This is a genomic window from Streptomyces sp. NPDC052496, assembly GCF_040679095.1.
Classification (GTDB): domain Bacteria; phylum Actinomycetota; class Actinomycetes; order Streptomycetales; family Streptomycetaceae; genus Streptomyces.
Map to the genome: position 1 here is coordinate 43,484 of NZ_JBFAUH010000008.1, position 17,439 is coordinate 60,922.

Sequence of the window (17,439 nt, forward strand, 5' to 3'; positions counted from 1 at the left end):
GCCTTCCGGGGCCGGGGCCCGCTTTCACCGCTGTCGGTCTCTCACAGGGAGATCAGTGCCCGTACGGGCATGCCGGTGTCCGCCAGGGGGCGGACGGCCAGACGCAGCAGGGTCAGGGCGTTGTCGTCGCCGGCGGTGCGGTTGGTGCTCAGCGCGCCGCAGGCCAGGCACTGGTGGACCAGCAGCCACTCGCCGTCCTGCCGGGTGGTCAGGCACAGGGCGCGCATCCGGCCGCCGCAGGCCGCGGCCCGGTCGCCCGGGATCCTGCGGTCCACGTGGCGGCTGGCCAGGCACTGCGGGCAGTGGTTGCGGTGGGCGGTGCCCGGTGCGGTCAGCGGGACCTCCAGGCGGCACTCGACGCAGCGGAAGGTGTCTCCGGAGGCGCCGCCCGGCCCGTGGAGGACGTCCTTGGGGCGCTGGGCGCGGCGCTGCGGGCGGGGGGTACGGCGTCGTGGCACGGTCGCGTCTCCCTCGCTCACAGGTCGCCGAAGGCTTCGAGCGGGAACGGCGGATGAGCCAGTGGCCGGACCGCCATCCGCATCAGGATGAGCTGGTTGTCGTCCGGGGAGACCGGGTTGGACGTCAGCTCGTCGCAGCGGGTGCAGCGGTGGATGACCATCCAGTCGTCGGTGCGCAGCACCGCGATCGCGATGGGCGACATTCGGGAGCCGCAACTGGACGGGCCGCCCTCGACCGCGTCCCGTACGTGCCGTGAGTGCAGGCAACTGGGGCAGTGGTTGCGGCGGTTGCCGTCCGGGGCGAGGGTGGTGACGGTCAGCCCGCACCGGACGCAGGTGAAGGTGTCGGTGCGCGGGAGCGGGTTCGGGCGGTGTGGGTTCTTGGGGCTGTTGGACAGCACTCGGGGTCTCCTTGCCGGAAAACATGGGTCATGGCAGCGGGAGCGGGCCGAGCGGCCTCGGTCGTACGGGCAGTGGCGGCACCGCGCGCAGGCGGGTGCGGCCGGGCCGGTGCGGCGGACGGCGGCCGTCAGACGGTGAAGGTCAGCGGCGGGGTTCGTCCGCGCGGTGGTGAGGCGCGCTCAGCGCCGGCCGGGGCATAGACACTGCTTTCCAGGGCGAGGCCCGAAAGATGGGGACACGTGCGAGGTCGGGCACGTGCGACGGCGCGCGGATGCGCCGACCCTGGAGACGGTACGGGCGGGGGCCGCCGCGGCGCCAGCGGTTTTTCCGGTGGCGCCGCGGGGCGGCCTTCGCGTACCCGGTGTGTGCTTCAGGAAGCGCGGTGCACCTTGGTGTTGGAGGCCTGGGCGCGCGGGCGGACCACGAGGAGGTCGATGTTGACGTGGGCGGGGCGGGTGACGGCCCAGCCGATGGTGTCGGCGACGTCGTCGGCGGTCAGCGGCTCGGCCACGCCTTCGTAGACCTTGGCGGCCTTGGCGGTGTCGCCGCGGAAGCGGGTGGTGGCGAACTCGTCGGTCCGGACCATGCCGGGGGCGATCTCCAGGACGCGGACGGGCTCGCCGCACAGCTCCAGGCGGAGGGTTTCGGCGATGACGTGCGCGCCGTGCTTGGCGGCGACGTAGCCACCGCCGCCCTCGTACGTGCCGTGGCCCGCGGTCGAGGACACGACCACGACGGTGCCGTCCCCGGAGGCGGTCAGGGCGGGCAGCAGGGCCTGGGTGACGTTGAGCACGCCGAGGACGTTGACCTCGTACATCGTGCGCCAGTCGGCCGGGTCGCCGGTGGCGACGGGGTCGGCGCCCAGGGCCCCGCCGGCGTTGTTGACCAGCACGTCCACCGAGTCGTGGCGCTCCTGGAGCTGGGCGGCGAAGGCGTCCACCGCGGTGCGGTCGGTGACGTCGAGCTGGTACGCCTCGACGTCCGGCAGCTCGGCGGCCAGTGCCTCGATGCGGTCCTTGCGGCGGGCGGCGAGGACGACGCGGTAGCCCTCGGCGGCCAGCCGGCGGGCGGTCGCGGCGCCGATGCCGCTGCTGGCTCCGGTGACGACGGCGGTACGGGTACGGGCGGCGGGCGCATCGGGTACGGCGGTCATACGGCGGCTCCTCGGGCGCTGCGGGCGGGGTCGTGGTGCCTACGCAGGATATGCGCGGGTCAGCGGCCGTCGGGCGGTAAATGATCAACGGCCCCTGGGGGCATACATGATCACTGCCAGGCCGGCCAGGCAGACGAGCGCGCCGGCCACGTCCCAGCGGTCCGGGCGGTAGCCGTCCGCGACCATGCCCCAGGCCAGTGAGCCGGCGACGAAGACACCGCCGTACGCGGCGAGGACGCGGCCGAAGTCGGCGTCCGGCTGGAGCGTGGCGACGAAGCCGTAGGCGCCCAGGGCGAGCACGCCCGCGCCGATCCAGAGCCAGCCGCGGTGTTCGCGTACGCCCTGCCAGACGAGCCAGGCGCCGCCGATCTCGAAGAGGGCGGCGAGGAGGAAGAGGGCGAGGGAGCGGGCGATGAGCATGGGGGCAGGGTAGGCAGGGGCGGGCGGAAGGGGGTGGAGCGGGCCGTCGGGGCCGGTGGGGGCATTTCGGGTGCGGTTCGGCGGTGGCCGGGCGGGTGGTGTGCGGGGCCGTTGTCAGTGGCGTGTGAGAGCTTCGAGACATGCTCATCGAACGTGCGTACGTGGATCTCTCCGAGGAAGCGTGGGCGGAGAGCGAAGAGAGCTGGCCCTGGACGGTCCCGTGCGTGCGGCGGTTGGCTGCGGACGGGCTGAAATTCCGCGCGCCGGTCACCTTTCTCGTGGGGGAGAACGGCTCTGGCAAGTCGACGCTCGCCGAGGCCCTGGCGGAGGGCTTCGGGCTCGACTCGTACGGCGGCTCGGCCGGGTACAAGTACGCCAGTTCGCGCGCGCCGTCGGTGCTGGGCAGCGCCATCCGCTTCGACCCGACGACGGCGGGCCGCCGGATGGTGCGCGGGCCGCGTACCCGCCGGCGCGGCTTCTTCCTGCGCGCCGAGACCGCGTGGGACGCGCTCGGCCGTACGCGGCTGTCGGGTGCGCCGGAGGAGATGAGCCACGGCGAGGGGTTCCTGATGGCGTTCCGGGAGAAGTTCCGGCAGCCGGGGCTGTACGTGCTGGACGAGCCCGAGGCCGCGCTGTCGTTCTCCTCCTGCCTGGAACTGCTCGCGGTGCTCGACGAGTTGGGCCGCAGTGGCGCCCAGGTCGTCTGTGCCACGCACTCTCCGCTGCTCACGGCCCTGCCCGGCGCGGAGATAGTCGAGGTCGGTGAGCACGGCATGCGCTCGGTGGAGTGGGACGAGCTGGCCCTCGTCGACCACTGGCGGCGCTATCTCACCGACCCGCGGGCGTATCTGCGGCACATCATCGGAGGAGGCTGAACCCGAGCCGGGGAGAGGTGGAGGGTCGGGGAGCACGGTCCGGCCGCGTTGTCCGGAAGCGGGGGTTGACGGGGACGGGGAAGGCGCCGGCGGCCGCCGCTGCGTGAACGGCGAACCACTGGCCAAAAACCGTACGGGGCGTCACATCCGCTGGCCGGGCCCCTTGTCAGGCGGCAGGGGCGTGCCTAGATTCCCCTCTTACCGGGGGGTACGACGCTGATCGGTGGATGGCGGGCGGAGCGGTGAAACGTGCCATTCCGCTGACCGGCGGACAACTGGTGACCACCTCGAATGCCCTGCGGCGTATCCGGGCGCGCCGACACGCCCGGCCCGCCCCGCGTCTTCGGGGACCGGCCTCACCTTCCATCGCGTACGACCGCACGGACTTCGGTGGCAGGCGGCGGGAACCGGGCAGCTGCGGGATCCGGTCCGGCCGCCGGGCCCGGCGAGCGTCCGTCCGCCCGGCCCGGGGACGGCCGGGCGTACCGGGCGGCGCGGACCCGTCCCCCGTTCATGGCCGGGGGACGGGTCCGCGCGGGCCGCACCGGGTGCGGACGGCGTGATGGTCAGGACCGGGCCGCGGTGCGGGCCGCGGCCCGGCCCGAGCCGGTCCAGCGGTCGAGTGCGGCGCGCAGGGCGCGGGCGCGTACGGCCGGGTCGGTGGCGTCGGTGGCCCAGGCGATGTAGCCGTCGGGGCGGACGAGGAGCGCGGTCCGCCGGTCACCGGCCCAGCAGGCCCGTACGAGACGGGGGCCCGCGGCAGTCCCGTCCGCCGGGAAGTCCTCGGCCCGCGGCAGCTCGCCGGCCGGTGACAGGTCCTCGTCCCGCGGTGTGACGAGGACGAAGCCGCCGCCCCGCAGCGCCTCCAGCAGCCGGGTGCCGCCTGCCAGCCGCAGGTCGGGGGCGCGCTTGCCGGTGAGCGGATGGGCGCCGCGTTCGGCCTGGTAGGCGATGCCGACCCCGCTGATGCTCGCCATCGCCCGGTCCGCCAGCGGCGGCACGGTGTTCAGCAGCTGGGCGAGCACCGCGCGCAGCGCCCGCGTCGGCGCGCTGCGTACCTGTGCCAGCCGGACGAGTGCGCCACTGCTGCGCAGCACCTTCTTGCCCACCGGGTGGCGTTCGGTGTGGTACGTGTCCAGCAGGCTGTCGGGCGCGTCGCCGCGCAGTACGGCGGTCAGCTTCCAGCTGAGGTTGGCGGCGTCCTGGAGGCCGGTGTTCATGCCCTGGCCGCCGGCCGGGGAGTGGACGTGCGCGGCGTCGCCCGCGAGGAAGGCGCGGCCGACGCGGTAGTGGGGCACCTGACGCTCGTCACTGTGGAAGCGGGAGGTCCAGCGCACCTCGCTCAGCCCGTAGTCGCTGCCGAGGGCGAGGCGCATGTACGCGCGGATCTCCTCGGTCTCGACAGGGGTGTCCTCGGAGGTCTGGCGGTGGCGGTCCCAGCCGATGACGCGGTACCAGCCGTCGCCGTAGTTGCTGATGAGCGCGAAGGAGTCGGCGGTGGCGTTGGCGATCAGGGGGACGTCGGGCCGGTCGTCGAGCCGTACGTCCGCCAGCACGATGGATCGGACCACCGCCCGGCCGGGGAAGGGCAGGCCGATGGCCTTCCGGACGGTGCTGCGCACCCCGTCCGTGCCGACGACGTAGGACGCGCGGTACGTCGCGGTGACCTCGCCCTCTTCCTGTACGTGCACCTGGACACCGTGGGCGTCCTGGTCCAGCCCGGTCACACGGGCCCCGTGGCGGAAGGTGACGCCGGCCTTCTGGGCGCGCCGCTCCAGCAGCCGCTCGACCTCGTACTGCGGGGTGACCAGCAGGAACGGGAAGCGGGAGGGCAGCCGGGACGGCTTGAGGACGGCGCCGGACAGGAGCTGGAGGCGGGGCAGCGGGTGGCCGGTCGCCACGAGTTCGTCGGCGAGGCCGCGCGCGTCGAGCTGTTCGAGGCTGCGGGCGTGCACGCCCAGGGAGCGGGTCAGGTTGCTGATGCCGGGGGCGCGGCGCTCCAGCAGTGTGACGCGGAGGCCGGCGGCGGCGAGGTCGCCGGCGAGCAGCAGGCCGGTGGGGCCGGCGCCGACCACGAGGACGTCGGCGTCCTCGCCGGCGCGCCCGCCGGGTGTGGGGTTCTGGTCGTCGGTGGTGCCGGGCTTGCGGTGCATGGCCGCCTCCAATGCCAACGTCTGTTGGTCAACGCTCGTTGGCCAACGCTTGTTGGCAACGATAGGTGTGCCGCGCTGGCCCGTCAACAGGTGTTGGCCTACAGTCGTTGGCATGGCTGACACCGCCCCCGCCCCCACCGCCCCGGACGCCGCACCGGACCGCCCCCGCCGCTCCGACGCCACCCGCGCCGCGATCCTCGACGCCGCCCGGGACCGCTTCGCCGCCGACGGCTACGAACGCGCCACCATCCGCGCCATCGCCCGGGACGCGGGCATCGACCCGTCGATGGTCATGCGCTACTACGGCAACAAGGCGGGCCTGTTCGCGGCGGCCTCCGAGATCGACCTGCGCCTGCCCGACCTGGCGTCCGTACCGCGCGAGCAGCTCGGCGCCCTGCTCGTGGAGCACTTCCTCGACCGCTGGGAGGGCGACGAGACGCTGACCGGGATGGTGCGCGTCGCCGTCACCAACGAGGCGGGCGCCGAGCGCCTGCGCGGTGTCTTCGCCGACCAGATCAGACCGGCGCTCGCGGCGGTCTGCCCGGTCCCGGAGGAGCTCTCGGCCCGCGCGGCGCTGGTCGGCTCCCAGCTGGTGGGCATGGGCATGCTGCGGTACGTCCTGCTGCTGCCGCCCGCCGTCGGGCTCAGCCGCGAGGAGATCGTGGCCTGGCTGGCACCGACGCTCCAGCACTACCTGACGGCCGAGCACCCGTAGCGGCGCCCGCCGGCCCGTCCGCCGCGCCCGGCTTCCGCGATCCGCGGACGCGGCAGCGCCGCCGTTCTACGGTGGTGGCCGTACCGCCGTACGTGCCGCCGTACCCGCTGTGGACCGGGAAGGAGACGCATGGCCCGGCAGCCGTCCGTGTCACCGTCACCCCAGGAACTCGTCGAGCTCTACGGACTGGAGCCGCTGCCCAGGGAAGGCGGCCGGTACCGCCGCACCTGGGCGGGCCCCGAACGCCCCGACGGGCGGCCGGCGGGCTCCGCGATCGTCATGCTGCTCACCTCGGAACCCGGCGATCACAGCGCGCTGCACCGCCTGCCCGGCGACGAGATCTGGCACTTCTACCTCGGCGACCCGCTCACGCTGCTCCTGCTGGAACCGTCCGGCGGCACCCGGACGGTGATCCTCGGCCCGGACGTGCTGGGCGGCCAGCACGTGCAGTTCACGGTGCCCGCCGGTACGTGGATGGGCGCCGAGGTCGCCGCCGGCGGCGCCTGGTCGCTGTTCGGCTGCACCATGGCGCCGGGCTTCACCTTCGACATGTACGAGCACGGGGACGCCGCCGAACTGGCCGCGCGCTACCCCAGGGAGGCGGCGCGGATCACCGCGCTGACCCGCCCGTGAACGCCGCGGCGGGCAGCCCGGAGCTGCCGTCCCTCGCCGGCCAGGTGGCCCTGGTGACCGGCGCGGGCGGCTGCCTCGGCACCGGCATCGCGCGGCGCTTCGCCGCGGCGGGTGCCGCGGTCGTCGCCCACTACCGTACGAACGCCGCCGCCGCCGACGCGCTCGTCGCCCGTATCGAGGAGCGGGGCGGCAGCGCGCTCGCCGTACAGGCCGACCTGTCCGCCGAGGAGGAGTGCCACCGCCTGGTGCGTACGGCGGCGGAGTGGCGCGGCCGGCTCAGCGCGCTGGTGAACAACGCGGGCGTGCAGCCCGGCCAGGGCCTGGCCGGCATGACCGTCGCCGACTGGCGCGCGGTCAACGACACCAACGTCCTGAGCACCTTCGCCTGCACCCAGGCCGCGGCCGCGGTGATGCGGGACGGCGGAGGCGGTTCGGTCACCCACATCGCGTCCGTCCAGGCGCACCAGAGCGCGGCCGGCCACGCCCACTACTGCGCGTCCAAGGCGGCCGTCGTCGCGCACGCCCGCTCGGCCGCGCTGGAGTACGGGCCCGACGGCATCCGGGTGAACACCGTCTCACCGGGCCTGGTCGACCGGGAGGGGCTGGAGGAGGCCTGGCCGGACGGCGTGTCCCGCTACCGGAGGGCCGCACCGGCCGGCCGGCTCGGCCGCCCCGAGGACATCGGCGACGCATGCGTCTTCCTCGCCTCGCCGATGGCCGCGTGGGTGACCGGGCACGACCTGGTGGTGGACGGCGGGGTGTCGGCCGGACCCACCTGGTGACCGCCCGTGCACGCCCGCCCCGGCCCGGCGGGCTACTTGCCCTTCGCGGCGCCGCCCCCGCGCTCCGCGCGGTACCGTCGGTCGTAACGGTCCTGGCGGATGCGGCGCTCCCGGTAGGCGCGGTACTCCGCGTCGTACCCCAGGTAGCCCTGGCGAAAGCGCACGGCGAGGTAGAGCAGTACGGCGGAAGCCAGCCACCACACCGGATTCGCCAGTCCGGCGATGGCCGTGAGCAGGAACGAGACGAGCAGAAGCGCGAACACTGCGCACCTCCCACAAAGTGTGCGGTGTACGGGAGCGCCCCGCTCGGAACGCTCCCTTCCTAGGCCGCGGCCCCGGCCGGCGGACCGGGCGGTTCGGCGGCCGGAGTCCCCGTCGCGGTGTCCAGGCCGGCGAAGACCGGCAGCAGCCGGTTCAGCCCACTGGCCTGCAACGCTTCCGAGACGGCGGGACTTGGCTGGACGAGTCGCAGGTCACCGCCCTGGGAGCGGGCCCGCCTGGCCGCCGCGACGAGCGGCCCGAGGGCGAGCGCGCAGCAGTCGGTGACCTCGGACAGGTCGACGATCAGCAGGCTGCCGGGAGTACGGGGCAGGCGCCGCAGGCGTTCGCGCAGCGTGGGCAGGGTCGCCAGGTCCACCCTGCCGCGCACGATCAGGACGGCGAAGTCGGTGTCCGTCACGGGGACCGACGGCGCGTCGTCCGGCACGGGGGCCGGTGCGCCGTCCCTGGCCGGACCCGGTGGGCCGGCCGGTGCGGGGCGCCGCGCCGGTGGGTGCAGGGCGTGGTGACGGGTCGGGGGCACCCGCGAGCCCACCGCGCCGGCGCGCGGGAAGTCGAGGGAGGTTCCGGGGTCTGCCATCAGCACGCGCCTCCTCCGGGCGGACGGGCTTCCGCGCTGCCGGGGACTCGGGCTGCACCGTCCAGGGTAGTGCGCCACGGGTGGCGCGAACAGCGTGCGTGACCGACCGGTCGGATAACGGGGGCGCCATGACGGCGCGTCATCCGCGCGGCGCACGCCGTACGGGTCCGCCGGCTGCCGCCCCCGGCCGCCCGTCACCCGCCGTGACGGCCCCGCCGGAGCCCACCGGAGGCGGACACGTGGGGCTGCCCCCGGAGCACGGCCGTACTAGGGGCGCACGCGCGGAACTGCCCGGCGGGCACCGTCGCACCAGGGGCGGACGTGCGGGACTACCGGGAGGTCACGGCCACACCAGGCAGTACGCCTGATGCCCCGCCTCGTGCAGCCGGTGGGAGAAGTCCTGCCACTCGTGGAGCAGCTGGTAGACCGTGAAGGCGTCGCGCGGGCCGCCGCGGTCGGGGACCGTGGACCAGATGAAGGCCGCCGCGCCCACCGATTCCTCGCCGACGCCGCGCAGCGGGTCGACGACCGTCATGGGCAGCTTGACGACCGCGTAGTCGGGATGGAGGACGACCAGTTCGAGCGGGGGGACCTTGTGCAGCGGTATGCCTTCTATACCGGTGAGGACCATCGCGGCCATCGTCTCCGGTTTGATCTTCGTGAACATGCCGCCCATGCCGAGCTCGTCGCCGCCGAGCTCCTCGGGCCGCATCGAGATCGGCACGCGCGCCGCCGTGGCACCGTTCGGCGCGCCGAAGTACTTGTACGTCACCCCCATGCGGCCGCCTCTGTTTCCCCCGCCCTTGGTCTCCTCGCGCCGGTGGCGGCCCCGCTGGTCGCGCTCAGGACCCCGGTCATCGGTGCCCTCGCCCAGTCCGCCACCGCGATGCATATCTCCACCCGACCACTCGCAGCCCCAGCCGCGCAACCCGATCATCGTCTCAGAGACCTCCCCCGTCACCGGCGCGTGAAACGCCCGGCCGCGCGCCCCCGTGCGCCTCTGAGACCATTGCTTGCGTGACTTACTCGTACGTTGTCCCAGTTTTGCAGACCCGCAGGGTCTGACACCTGGACGGGAGCGGGGGGTTTTCCGTTCCGCGCTCCGCCCGGGTGCCGCCGCCCGCCGCCGCCCCTTCCTACGTTTGTGCAGGTCAGGATCACAGTGCCTTTTCCCTATGAAGCCCCAGTTTCGCAGACGCTCTTCGACCGCGCGGCCGTTGTGACGCCGGGCGGGGTGAACTCTCCCGTGCGCGCGTTCGGCGCCGTGGGTGGTTCGCCCCGGTTCATGGTGTCCGGTACCGGTCCGTACCTCACCGATGCCGACGGACGCGAGTACGTCGACCTCGTGTGCTCGTGGGGACCGATGATCCTCGGGCACGCCCACCCCGAGGTGACCGCCGCCGTCCAGGAGGCCGTCGCCCGCGGCACCTCCTTCGGCACGCCCGGCGCCGGCGAGGTCGAGCTGGCCGAGCAGATCGTGGACCGGATCGACCCGGTCGAGCAGGTCCGGCTGGTCTCCTCCGGCACCGAGGCGACCATGTCCGCCATCCGCTTGGCCCGCGGCTTCACCGGCCGGACCAAGGTCGTGAAGTTCGCCGGCTGCTACCACGGGCACGTGGACGCGCTGCTGGCCGCGGCCGGCTCCGGCGTCGCCACCTTCGGACTGCCGGACACGCCCGGCGTCACGGGCGCCCAGGCCGGTGACACGATCGTGCTGCCGTACAACGACATCGAGGCGGTACGGGCCGCCTTCGCCGCGCACCCCGGCGAGATCGCCTGTGTGATCACCGAGGCGGCGGCCGGCAACATGGGCGTCGTCCCGCCGCTGCCCGGCTTCAACCAGGGCCTGAAGGACCTGTGCGCCGAGAACGGCGCGCTCTACATCTCCGACGAGGTCATGACCGGCTTCCGGGTCAGCCGCACCGGCTGGTACGGCATCGACGGCGTCCGGCCCGACCTGATGACCTTCGGCAAGGTCATGGGCGGCGGCTTCCCGGCCGCGGCCTTCGGTGGGCGCGCCGATGTGATGGCCCACCTCGCCCCGGCCGGCCCGGTCTACCAGGCGGGCACCCTGTCCGGTAACCCGGTCGCCACGGCCGCCGGTGTCACGCAGCTCAAGCTGCTGGACCAGGCCGCGTACGACACGGTCGACGCGGTCTCGGAGCAGGTGCGCTCGCTGGTCACCGACGCCCTGACGAAGGCGGGCGTCGCGCACCGTCTCCAGGTCGCGGGCAACATGTTCTCGTTCGCCTTCACCGACCAGGACGTGACCGACTACACCTCGGCCAAGGCGCAGGAGGCGTTCCGCTTCACCGCCTTCTTCCACTCGATGCTCTCCCAGGGCGTGTACCTGCCGCCGTCCGCGTTCGAGTCCTGGTTCGTCTCGACCGCCCACGACGAGCGGGCGGTCGAGCGGATCGCCGCCGCCCTGCCGGCGGCCGCCCGGGCCGCCGCCGAAGCGAGCGCGTGAGCGCGGCGGGCGGCGGAGCGGACCGGAAGATGGATGACATGAGCAGCGAAGACATCACCGTCGTACACCTGATGCGGCACGGTGAGGTGCACAACCCCGAGGGCGTGCTGTACGGGCGGCGGCCCGGCTACCACCTCTCCGAGCTGGGCCGCAGCATGGCCGACCGGGTCGCCGAGCACCTGGCGGGGCGGGACATCACACACGTCGTGGCGTCCCCGCTGGAGCGGGCGCAGGAGACCGCGGCGCCGGTCGCCAAGGCGCACGGCCTGGACCTGGCCACCGACGAGCGGCTGATAGAGGCGGCCAACGTCTTCGAGGGCAAGACCTTCGGGGTCGGTGACGGCGCGCTGAAGAAGCCGGGGAACTGGAAGTACCTGACCAACCCGTTCCGCCCGTCGTGGGGCGAGCCGTACCTGGAGCAGGTCGTACGGATGATGGGGGCGCTCGGCGCGGCGCGCGACGCGGCGCGCGGGCACGAGGCGGTGGCGGTCAGCCACCAGCTGCCGATCTGGATCGTGCGCAGCTTCGCCGAGCGGCGGCGGCTGTGGCACGACCCGCGCAAGCGGCAGTGCACGCTCGCCTCGCTGACCTCGTTCACCTTCCGCGGCGACAAGATCATTTCAGTGGGTTACAGCGAGCCTGCGCTCGATCTGGTGCCGGCGCACCTGCGCGCGGGCGCCAAGCCGCAGGCCGGAAAATCCAAGGCCTTCGGAGCGTGACGCCGGACCGGCTTTTCGCGTCTTGTGGTGCGAGGGACGCGAGAGGCCGGTGTGACGTGAGGTCATCTAAAAGTAAAATAAGAGATTTGCGCCAATAGCCCGGAACCTCCGTGTTCGACAAAGCCTCTTACTCGATGTCCGTTTATACGGATATTGAGTGTGACGAGTACGGATGGGGACGACGGTATGCGCGCGATCAGTCGGCGGAACGTACTGGGCCTGGGAGTGGGTGCGGCCGCGGCGCTCGGCGTCGCGGGCTGCTCCACCGGCTCCGGCTCCGAGTCCGGCCAGGACAAGAACGCGGTGCAGGCCAAGGCCAAGCCGATCGGCGACGGCTCGACGGCCGACGCGGGTCCGCAGCCCCACCAGCCGGAGAAGCCGCGCAAGCTGGAGCCCGGCGAGACCCCGCCGCAGTTCGTGATCTTCTCGTGGGACGGCGCGGGCGAGGTCGGCAACGGCCTCTTCCCGCGCTTCCGCAAGCTGGCCAAGGACCACAACGCGGCCATGACCTTCTTCCTCTCCGGCCTCTACTGCCTCCCGGAGTCCAAGAAGCACCTCTACCGCCCGCCGAACAACAAGGTCGGCGCCTCCGACATCGGCTACCTCTCCGACGAGCACATCAAGGCGACCCTGAAGAACGTGCGGGAGGCGTGGCTGGAGGGCCACGAGATCGGCACCCACTTCAACGGGCACTTCTGCGGCGAGGCCCGTACCTCGGTCAAGCACTGGACCCCCGCGCAGTGGCAGTCCGAGATCGACCAGGCCAAGGACTTCGTCAAGAAGTGGCGTACCAACACCGGCTTCACCGATCTTGAGCCGCTGCCCTTCGACTACGAGAAGGAACTGATCGGCGGCCGTACGCCGTGCCTGCTCGGCCAGGACAACCTGCTGCCCACCGCCAAGAAGCTGGGCTGGCGCTACGACGCCAGCTCGCCGGGCGGCCTGCAGATGTGGCCCAAGAAGAAGCTGGGCATCTGGGACTTCCCGCTCCAGCAGATACCTTTCCCCGGCCACCGATTCGAGGTCCTCTCCATGGACTACAACATCCTCGCGAACCAGTCGAAGAACTCCACCAAGGGCCCGCCCGCGAACTACCCGGGCTGGCGCAGGGAGGCCGCCGGCGCGTACATCAAGGGCTTCGAGCGGGCCTACGAGACCAACCGCGCCCCGCTGTTCGTCGGCAACCACTTCGAGCAGTGGAACGGCGGCATCTACATGGACGCCGTCGAGGAAGCGCTCAAGCACATCGCCGACGAGAAGCGCAAGGACGTGCGCCTGGTCTCGTTCCGGCAGTTCACCGACTGGCTCGACGCGCAGGACCCGAAGGTCGTGGCCAAGCTCCAGGGCCTGCGGGTCGGACAGAAGCCGACGGGCGGCTGGAAGACGTTCCTCTCCGGCGCCTGAGCCGCCGGAGCACGGGCCCGGGCCGCGCGCCCGGGCCCGTGCCGGTTCCGCCCGCAGGGCGCCTGACGTGCTCCGACGCGACCGGCCCGGCGTCGGCGAGGGGGGTGCGGAAGATCCGTGACCGCCCCATGCGAAACTTTTCACATGAGTGCCTGCCGCGTCCCCCGACGACTCGCCAGTCATCGCCGCACCGCGCTGTTCGCCGCGGGAGCCGCGCTCGCCGCGCTGACGCTGAGCGCCTGCGGCGAGGGCACCTCCGGCGGTTCCGAACAGACCAAGTTCGTCGAGGGCAAGGACGGCGTCGAGCGGGTCGCGAAGGCGGAACGCAAGCCCGTCCCCGACATCTCCGGCGAAACCACCCAGAGTCAGAAACTGGACATCGCGGACTACAAGGGCAAGGTCGTCGTCCTCAACGTCTGGGGATCGTGGTGCGCCCCCTGCATCGCCGAGGCCCCCAACTTCGCCAAGGTCGCCAACGAGACCAAGGCCAAGGGCGTCCAGTTCGTCGGCATCAACACCCGCGACTCGCAGAAGTCCCAGGCGGTCAGCTTCGAGGAACAGCACAAGGTGCCGTACCCGAGCCTGTTCGACCCCACCGGCAAGCTGATGCTGCGCTTCCCCAAGGGCAGCCTCAACCCGCAGGCCATCCCCTCCACCATCGCCGTGGACCGCGAGGGGAAGATCGCCGCGCGGTCCATCGGCCCGCTCAGCGAGGACGAGCTGCGCAAGATGCTCCAGCCGCTGATCGACGAGAAGTGATCACGTGATCACCCTCGCCGCCACCGGCCCCGCCGCCACCATCACCTCGGGCGCGCTGCTGCTCGCCGTGCCCGTCGCCCTCCTCGGCGGCCTGGTCTCCTTCTTCTCGCCCTGCGTACTGCCGCTGGTACCCGGCTACATGTCCTACGTCACCGGCGTGACCGGCACGGACCTCGCCGACGCCAAGCGCGGCCGGATGCTCGCCGGCGCCTCCCTCTTCGTCCTCGGCTTCACCGCCGTCTTCGTCTCCGGCGGCGCGCTCTTCGGCTACTTCGGCACGGTGCTCCAGAACTACCAGGACCTGCTCAACAAGGTCCTCGGCGTCCTGATGATCCTGCTCGGCCTGGCCTTCGCCGGCGTCCTGAAGAACTTCGGCCAGCGCGAGCTGCGCTTCCACAAGAAGCCCGCCATGGGCCTGGCCGGCGCGCCGGTGATCGGCGTGCTCTTCGGTGTCGGCTGGACGCCGTGCCTGGGCCCCACCCTCACCGCGGTCAGCTCGCTCGCCATCAACCAGGCCAGTGCCGGCCGCGGCGCCCTGCTGACGGTGGCCTACTGTCTGGGACTGGGCCTGCCCTTCATCGCCGTCGCACTGGCCTTCCGCAAGGTGCTCGGCGCCTTCGGCTGGGTCAAGCGCCACTACGTATGGGTGATGCGGCTCGGCGGCGGCATGATGGTCGTGCTCGGCGTCCTGCTCCTCACCGGCGCGTGGGCCGACCTGCTGTCCGCCATGCAGAGCTGGTCCAAAAGCTTCACCCCAGGGATCTGATCGATGACCACCAAGAACGACGCCGCCCGCGACGCCGACGACGCCGATGTCGGTGCCGCCGGCTCGCAGCTGTCCACCGCGCCCGAGGAGGAGGCCTCCGAAGGGGTCTCCCTGCCGTCCCTCGGGCCGATCGGGTGGGCCCGGTGGTTCTGGCGGCAGCTGACCTCCATGCGGGTCGCGCTGATCCTGCTGTTCCTGCTCTCGCTCGGCGCCATCCCCGGCTCCCTGGTCCCGCAGACCAGCATCGACCCCACCAAGGTCGAGCAGTTCCGCGCCGACCACACGACGCTGGCGCCCCTCTACGACAAGCTGGGCCTCTTCCACGTCTACAGCTCGGTGTGGTTCTCCGCGATCTACCTGCTGCTGTTCATCTCGCTGATCGGCTGCATCGTGCCGCGTACGTGGCAGTTCGTCGGCCAGCTGCGCAGCCGCCCCCCGGGCGCGCCGCGCCGGCTGACCCGGCTGCCCGCGTACACGACGTGGCGTACGGACCGGGCGCCCGACGAGGTGCTCGGCGCCGCCCAGCGCATGCTGAAGAAGCGCCGCTTCCGCGCGCACACGGTCGGTGACGCGGTCGCCGCCGAGAAGGGCTTCCTGCGCGAGGTCGGCAACCTGGTCTTCCACGTCTCCCTGATCGTGATCCTGGTGGCGGTCGCCGTCGGCAGCCTGTGGAAGTCCGAGGGCGGCAAGCTCGTCGTCGAGGGCGACGGCTTCGCCAACAGCCTCACCCAGTACGACAACTTCAAGTCCGGTGCCTTCTACGACACCGACGACCTGGAACCGTTCGGCTTCTCGCTCAAGAGCTTCGACGCGTCCTACGAGCGCACCGGCCCCCAGAAGGGCACCCCGCGCGAGTTCCGCGCCAACATCTCGTACTTCCAGGGCGCGGACGGCCAGGAGCACCAGGGCAAGATCGAGGTCAACCACCCGCTGGAGATCGCCGACTCCAAGGTCTTCCTGCTCTCGCACGGGTACGCGCCGGTCGTCGAGGTCACCGACGGCCGCGGCAAGCAGGTCTACAGCGGCGCGGTGCCGTTCCTGCCGCAGGACATGCAGAACTACACCTCCACCGGTGTGGTCAAGGTGCCCAACGCGCGCACCGCCGACGGCAAGCGCAACCAGCTCGGCTTCTCGGGCTTCTTCGTGCCGACGTACGGCGGCAAGGGCTCGGGCTCGATGTTCTCCACCTTCCCCGCGCTGGACAACCCGCGGCTGACGCTCACCGCGTACCACGGTGACCTCGGCGTGGACTCCGGGCTGCCGCAGAGCGTGTACCAGCTGGAGAAGAAGAACCTCAAGCAGTACCAGCAGGACGGCCGCGCCGTCGCCCAGATGATGCAGCCCGGCGAGACGATGAAGCTGCCCGGCGGCGACGGCAGCATCAAGTTCGTCGGCGTCAAGCAGTGGGCCACCTTCCAGGTCTCCCACCAGCCCGGCAACGGCCTCGCCCTGATCGGCGCGGTCGCCGTGCTGCTGGGCCTGGCCGGCTCGCTGTTCATCCAGCGCCGCCGGGTGTGGGTACGGGCCGTCCGCGGCGCCGACGGGGTGACCGTCGTCGAGCTGGCGGGCCTGGGCCGCAGCGAATCCGCCCGCCTGCCGGAGGAACTGGCGGACCTCGCGGAGGCCCTCGGCCCGGACGCGCCGCCGGCCGCCGAGCCGCCCCCCACCCCCACCGAGCCCGAGAACGCGGCGAAGCCCTCCGACTCCGCCGATCCTGCTGATCCCTCCGAAGGAGCGCGCGCGTGAACCTCGCTGCCGCAGCCACCAACGAGAACCTGGCCAGTATCAGCAACGTGCTGATCTACTCGGCCATGGCCGTGTACACCCTCGCCTTCCTCGCGCACCTCGCCGAGTGGGCCTTCGGCAGCCGCAGCAAGGTCGGCCGTACGGCCGCGGCCCTGACCGCCACGGTGCCCGCCCCCGCCACGGCGGCGGCCCGGTCGGAGCAGGGCGGCGGCACCGCCGTGCTGGAGCGCCCCAAGGTCGTCACCCGCGCCACCAACGGCAGCCGGGACGTCCCGGACGGCCCGGGCGCCGCGGGCGGCACCGAGAAGGGCGACCTGTACGGCCGGATCGCCATCTCGCTGACCACCCTCGCGTTCCTGATCCACTTCGGCGGCGTCCTGACCCGCGGCCTGTCCGTGCAGCGTGCCCCCTGGGGCAACATGTACGAGTTCTCCACGACCTTCGGCATGGTCGCGGTGGCCGCCTACCTCGTCCTGCTCGCCCTGAAGAAGAACGTCCGCTGGATCGGCCTGCTGCTGACCGCCACCGTCCTGCTGGACCTGGGCGTCGCCGTCACCTGGCTCTACACCGACAGCTCCCAGCTGGTCCCGGCCCTGCACTCGTACTGGCTGTGGATCCACGTCAGCTGCGCGATCATCTCCGGCGCCTTCCTCTACCTCGGCGCCGTCTCCACGCTGCTCTACCTCTTCCGCGACCGCTACGAGAGCAAGCTGGCCGACCCGTCCGGCAAGCAGCCCGGCGCCTTCGCCACCTCCGTCATGGAGCGGCTGCCCGCCGCGGCCAGCCTGGACAAGTTCTCCTACCGGGTGAACGCCTCGATCTTCCCGCTGTGGACCTTCACGATCATCGCGGGCGCCGTCTGGGCCGGCGAGGCCTGGGGCCGCTACTGGGGCTGGGACTCCAAGGAGATCTGGTCCTTCGTCACCTGGGTCGCCTACGCCGCCTACCTGCACGCCCGCGCCACCGCGGGCTGGAAGGGCCGCAAGGCCGCCTACCTGGGCCTCTTCGCCTTCCTGACGTACATCTTCAATTACTACGTCGTGAACTACTTCTTCTCGGGCCTGCACTCCTACTCGGGCGTCTGACCCGGTCGGAGCAGTACGCCCCTGCGAGAACCGGTGCCGT

19 protein-coding genes are annotated in these 17,439 nt (G+C 72.3%); 11 read left to right on the forward strand and 8 right to left on the reverse strand.

Annotated elements, in window-relative coordinates:
• Positions 1-41: 41 nt before the first annotated feature.
• From AB0L45_RS13090 to AB0L45_RS13105, 4 genes are all read right to left on the reverse strand, one after another.
• Positions 42-458, reverse strand: a complete 417-nt coding sequence (locus tag AB0L45_RS13090; protein ID WP_365839127.1) for an RNHCP domain-containing protein — start codon at positions 456-458, stop codon at positions 42-44.
• 17 nt (positions 459-475) lie between these two features.
• On the reverse strand, positions 476-856 hold the full coding sequence (locus AB0L45_RS13095; protein WP_365839505.1) for an RNHCP domain-containing protein: 381 nt from the start codon (positions 854-856) through the stop codon (positions 476-478).
• Between the two features lie 374 nt (positions 857-1,230).
• Entirely contained in the window at positions 1,231-2,013 is a 783-nt protein-coding gene (locus tag AB0L45_RS13100) for an SDR family oxidoreductase (RefSeq protein ID WP_365839129.1), read from the reverse strand.
• A gap of 84 nt (positions 2,014-2,097) precedes the next feature.
• Complete coding sequence (locus AB0L45_RS13105; RefSeq protein WP_365839131.1) at positions 2,098-2,433, reverse strand: YnfA family protein; 336 nt, start codon at positions 2,431-2,433, stop codon at positions 2,098-2,100.
• Between the two features lie 140 nt (positions 2,434-2,573).
• Between AB0L45_RS13105 and AB0L45_RS13110 the strand changes: the two genes are divergently transcribed.
• A complete protein-coding gene (locus AB0L45_RS13110) occupies positions 2,574-3,308 on the forward strand; it encodes an AAA family ATPase (protein ID WP_365839133.1) in 735 nt (244 codons plus the stop codon).
• A gap of 566 nt (positions 3,309-3,874) precedes the next feature.
• Here the strand turns inward: AB0L45_RS13110 and AB0L45_RS13115 are convergent.
• Positions 3,875-5,461, reverse strand: a complete 1,587-nt coding sequence (locus AB0L45_RS13115; RefSeq protein ID WP_365839135.1) for an FAD-dependent oxidoreductase — start codon at positions 5,459-5,461, stop codon at positions 3,875-3,877.
• Between the two features lie 112 nt (positions 5,462-5,573).
• Between AB0L45_RS13115 and AB0L45_RS13120 the strand changes: the two genes are divergently transcribed.
• The 3 genes from AB0L45_RS13120 to AB0L45_RS13130 all read left to right on the forward strand — a co-directional run bounded on the left by AB0L45_RS13120 (position 5,574) and on the right by AB0L45_RS13130 (position 7,591).
• On the forward strand, positions 5,574-6,176 hold the full coding sequence (locus tag AB0L45_RS13120; protein ID WP_365839137.1) for a TetR family transcriptional regulator: 603 nt from the start codon (positions 5,574-5,576) through the stop codon (positions 6,174-6,176).
• A gap of 129 nt (positions 6,177-6,305) precedes the next feature.
• Complete coding sequence (locus AB0L45_RS13125) at positions 6,306-6,809, forward strand: cupin domain-containing protein (protein ID WP_365839138.1); 504 nt, start codon at positions 6,306-6,308, stop codon at positions 6,807-6,809.
• Positions 6,806-7,591, forward strand: coding sequence for an SDR family oxidoreductase (locus AB0L45_RS13130; RefSeq protein WP_365839140.1), 786 nt, complete (start codon positions 6,806-6,808; stop codon positions 7,589-7,591). The genes AB0L45_RS13125 and AB0L45_RS13130 overlap by 4 nt, the downstream gene beginning before the upstream one ends.
• A 32-nt stretch (positions 7,592-7,623) precedes the next feature.
• On the opposite strand, the gene AB0L45_RS13135 is transcribed toward AB0L45_RS13130, so the two are convergent.
• From AB0L45_RS13135 to AB0L45_RS13145, 3 genes are all read right to left on the reverse strand, one after another.
• Positions 7,624-7,854, reverse strand: a complete 231-nt coding sequence (locus tag AB0L45_RS13135) for a hypothetical protein (RefSeq protein ID WP_365839142.1) — start codon at positions 7,852-7,854, stop codon at positions 7,624-7,626.
• 59 nt (positions 7,855-7,913) lie between these two features.
• The gene (locus AB0L45_RS13140; RefSeq protein ID WP_365839144.1) at positions 7,914-8,450 is read right to left on the reverse strand and encodes an STAS domain-containing protein; all 537 of its coding nucleotides are present in this window, start codon (positions 8,448-8,450) and stop codon (positions 7,914-7,916) included.
• Positions 8,451-8,790: 340 nt separating this feature from the next.
• Positions 8,791-9,342: a hypothetical protein gene (locus AB0L45_RS13145; protein ID WP_073769157.1), complete on the reverse strand. Its 552-nt coding sequence runs from the start codon at positions 9,340-9,342 to the stop codon at positions 8,791-8,793.
• A gap of 270 nt (positions 9,343-9,612) precedes the next feature.
• Here AB0L45_RS13145 and hemL point away from each other — a divergent pair, with 270 nt between their 5' ends.
• The 7 genes from hemL to ccsB all read left to right on the forward strand — a co-directional run bounded on the left by hemL (position 9,613) and on the right by ccsB (position 17,399).
• The gene (gene hemL, locus AB0L45_RS13150; protein ID WP_365839146.1) at positions 9,613-10,920 is read left to right on the forward strand and encodes a glutamate-1-semialdehyde 2,1-aminomutase; all 1,308 of its coding nucleotides are present in this window, start codon (positions 9,613-9,615) and stop codon (positions 10,918-10,920) included.
• Between the two features lie 38 nt (positions 10,921-10,958).
• A complete protein-coding gene (locus tag AB0L45_RS13155; protein ID WP_365839148.1) occupies positions 10,959-11,639 on the forward strand; it encodes a histidine phosphatase family protein in 681 nt (226 codons plus the stop codon).
• 186 nt (positions 11,640-11,825) lie between these two features.
• Entirely contained in the window at positions 11,826-13,043 is a 1,218-nt protein-coding gene (locus AB0L45_RS13160) for a hypothetical protein (protein WP_365839150.1), read from the forward strand.
• Between the two features lie 144 nt (positions 13,044-13,187).
• Positions 13,188-13,802: a TlpA disulfide reductase family protein gene (locus AB0L45_RS13165; RefSeq protein ID WP_365839152.1), complete on the forward strand. Its 615-nt coding sequence runs from the start codon at positions 13,188-13,190 to the stop codon at positions 13,800-13,802.
• Positions 13,803-13,806: 4 nt separating this feature from the next.
• Entirely contained in the window at positions 13,807-14,568 is a 762-nt protein-coding gene (locus AB0L45_RS13170; RefSeq protein WP_365839154.1) for a cytochrome c biogenesis protein CcdA, read from the forward strand.
• A gap of 3 nt (positions 14,569-14,571) precedes the next feature.
• Entirely contained in the window at positions 14,572-16,314 is a 1,743-nt protein-coding gene (locus AB0L45_RS13175; protein ID WP_365839156.1) for a cytochrome c biogenesis protein ResB, read from the forward strand.
• The gene (gene ccsB / locus AB0L45_RS13180; RefSeq protein ID WP_365839158.1) at positions 16,311-17,399 is read left to right on the forward strand and encodes a c-type cytochrome biogenesis protein CcsB; all 1,089 of its coding nucleotides are present in this window, start codon (positions 16,311-16,313) and stop codon (positions 17,397-17,399) included. The genes AB0L45_RS13175 and ccsB overlap by 4 nt, the downstream gene beginning before the upstream one ends.
• Positions 17,400-17,439 lie beyond the last annotated feature (40 nt).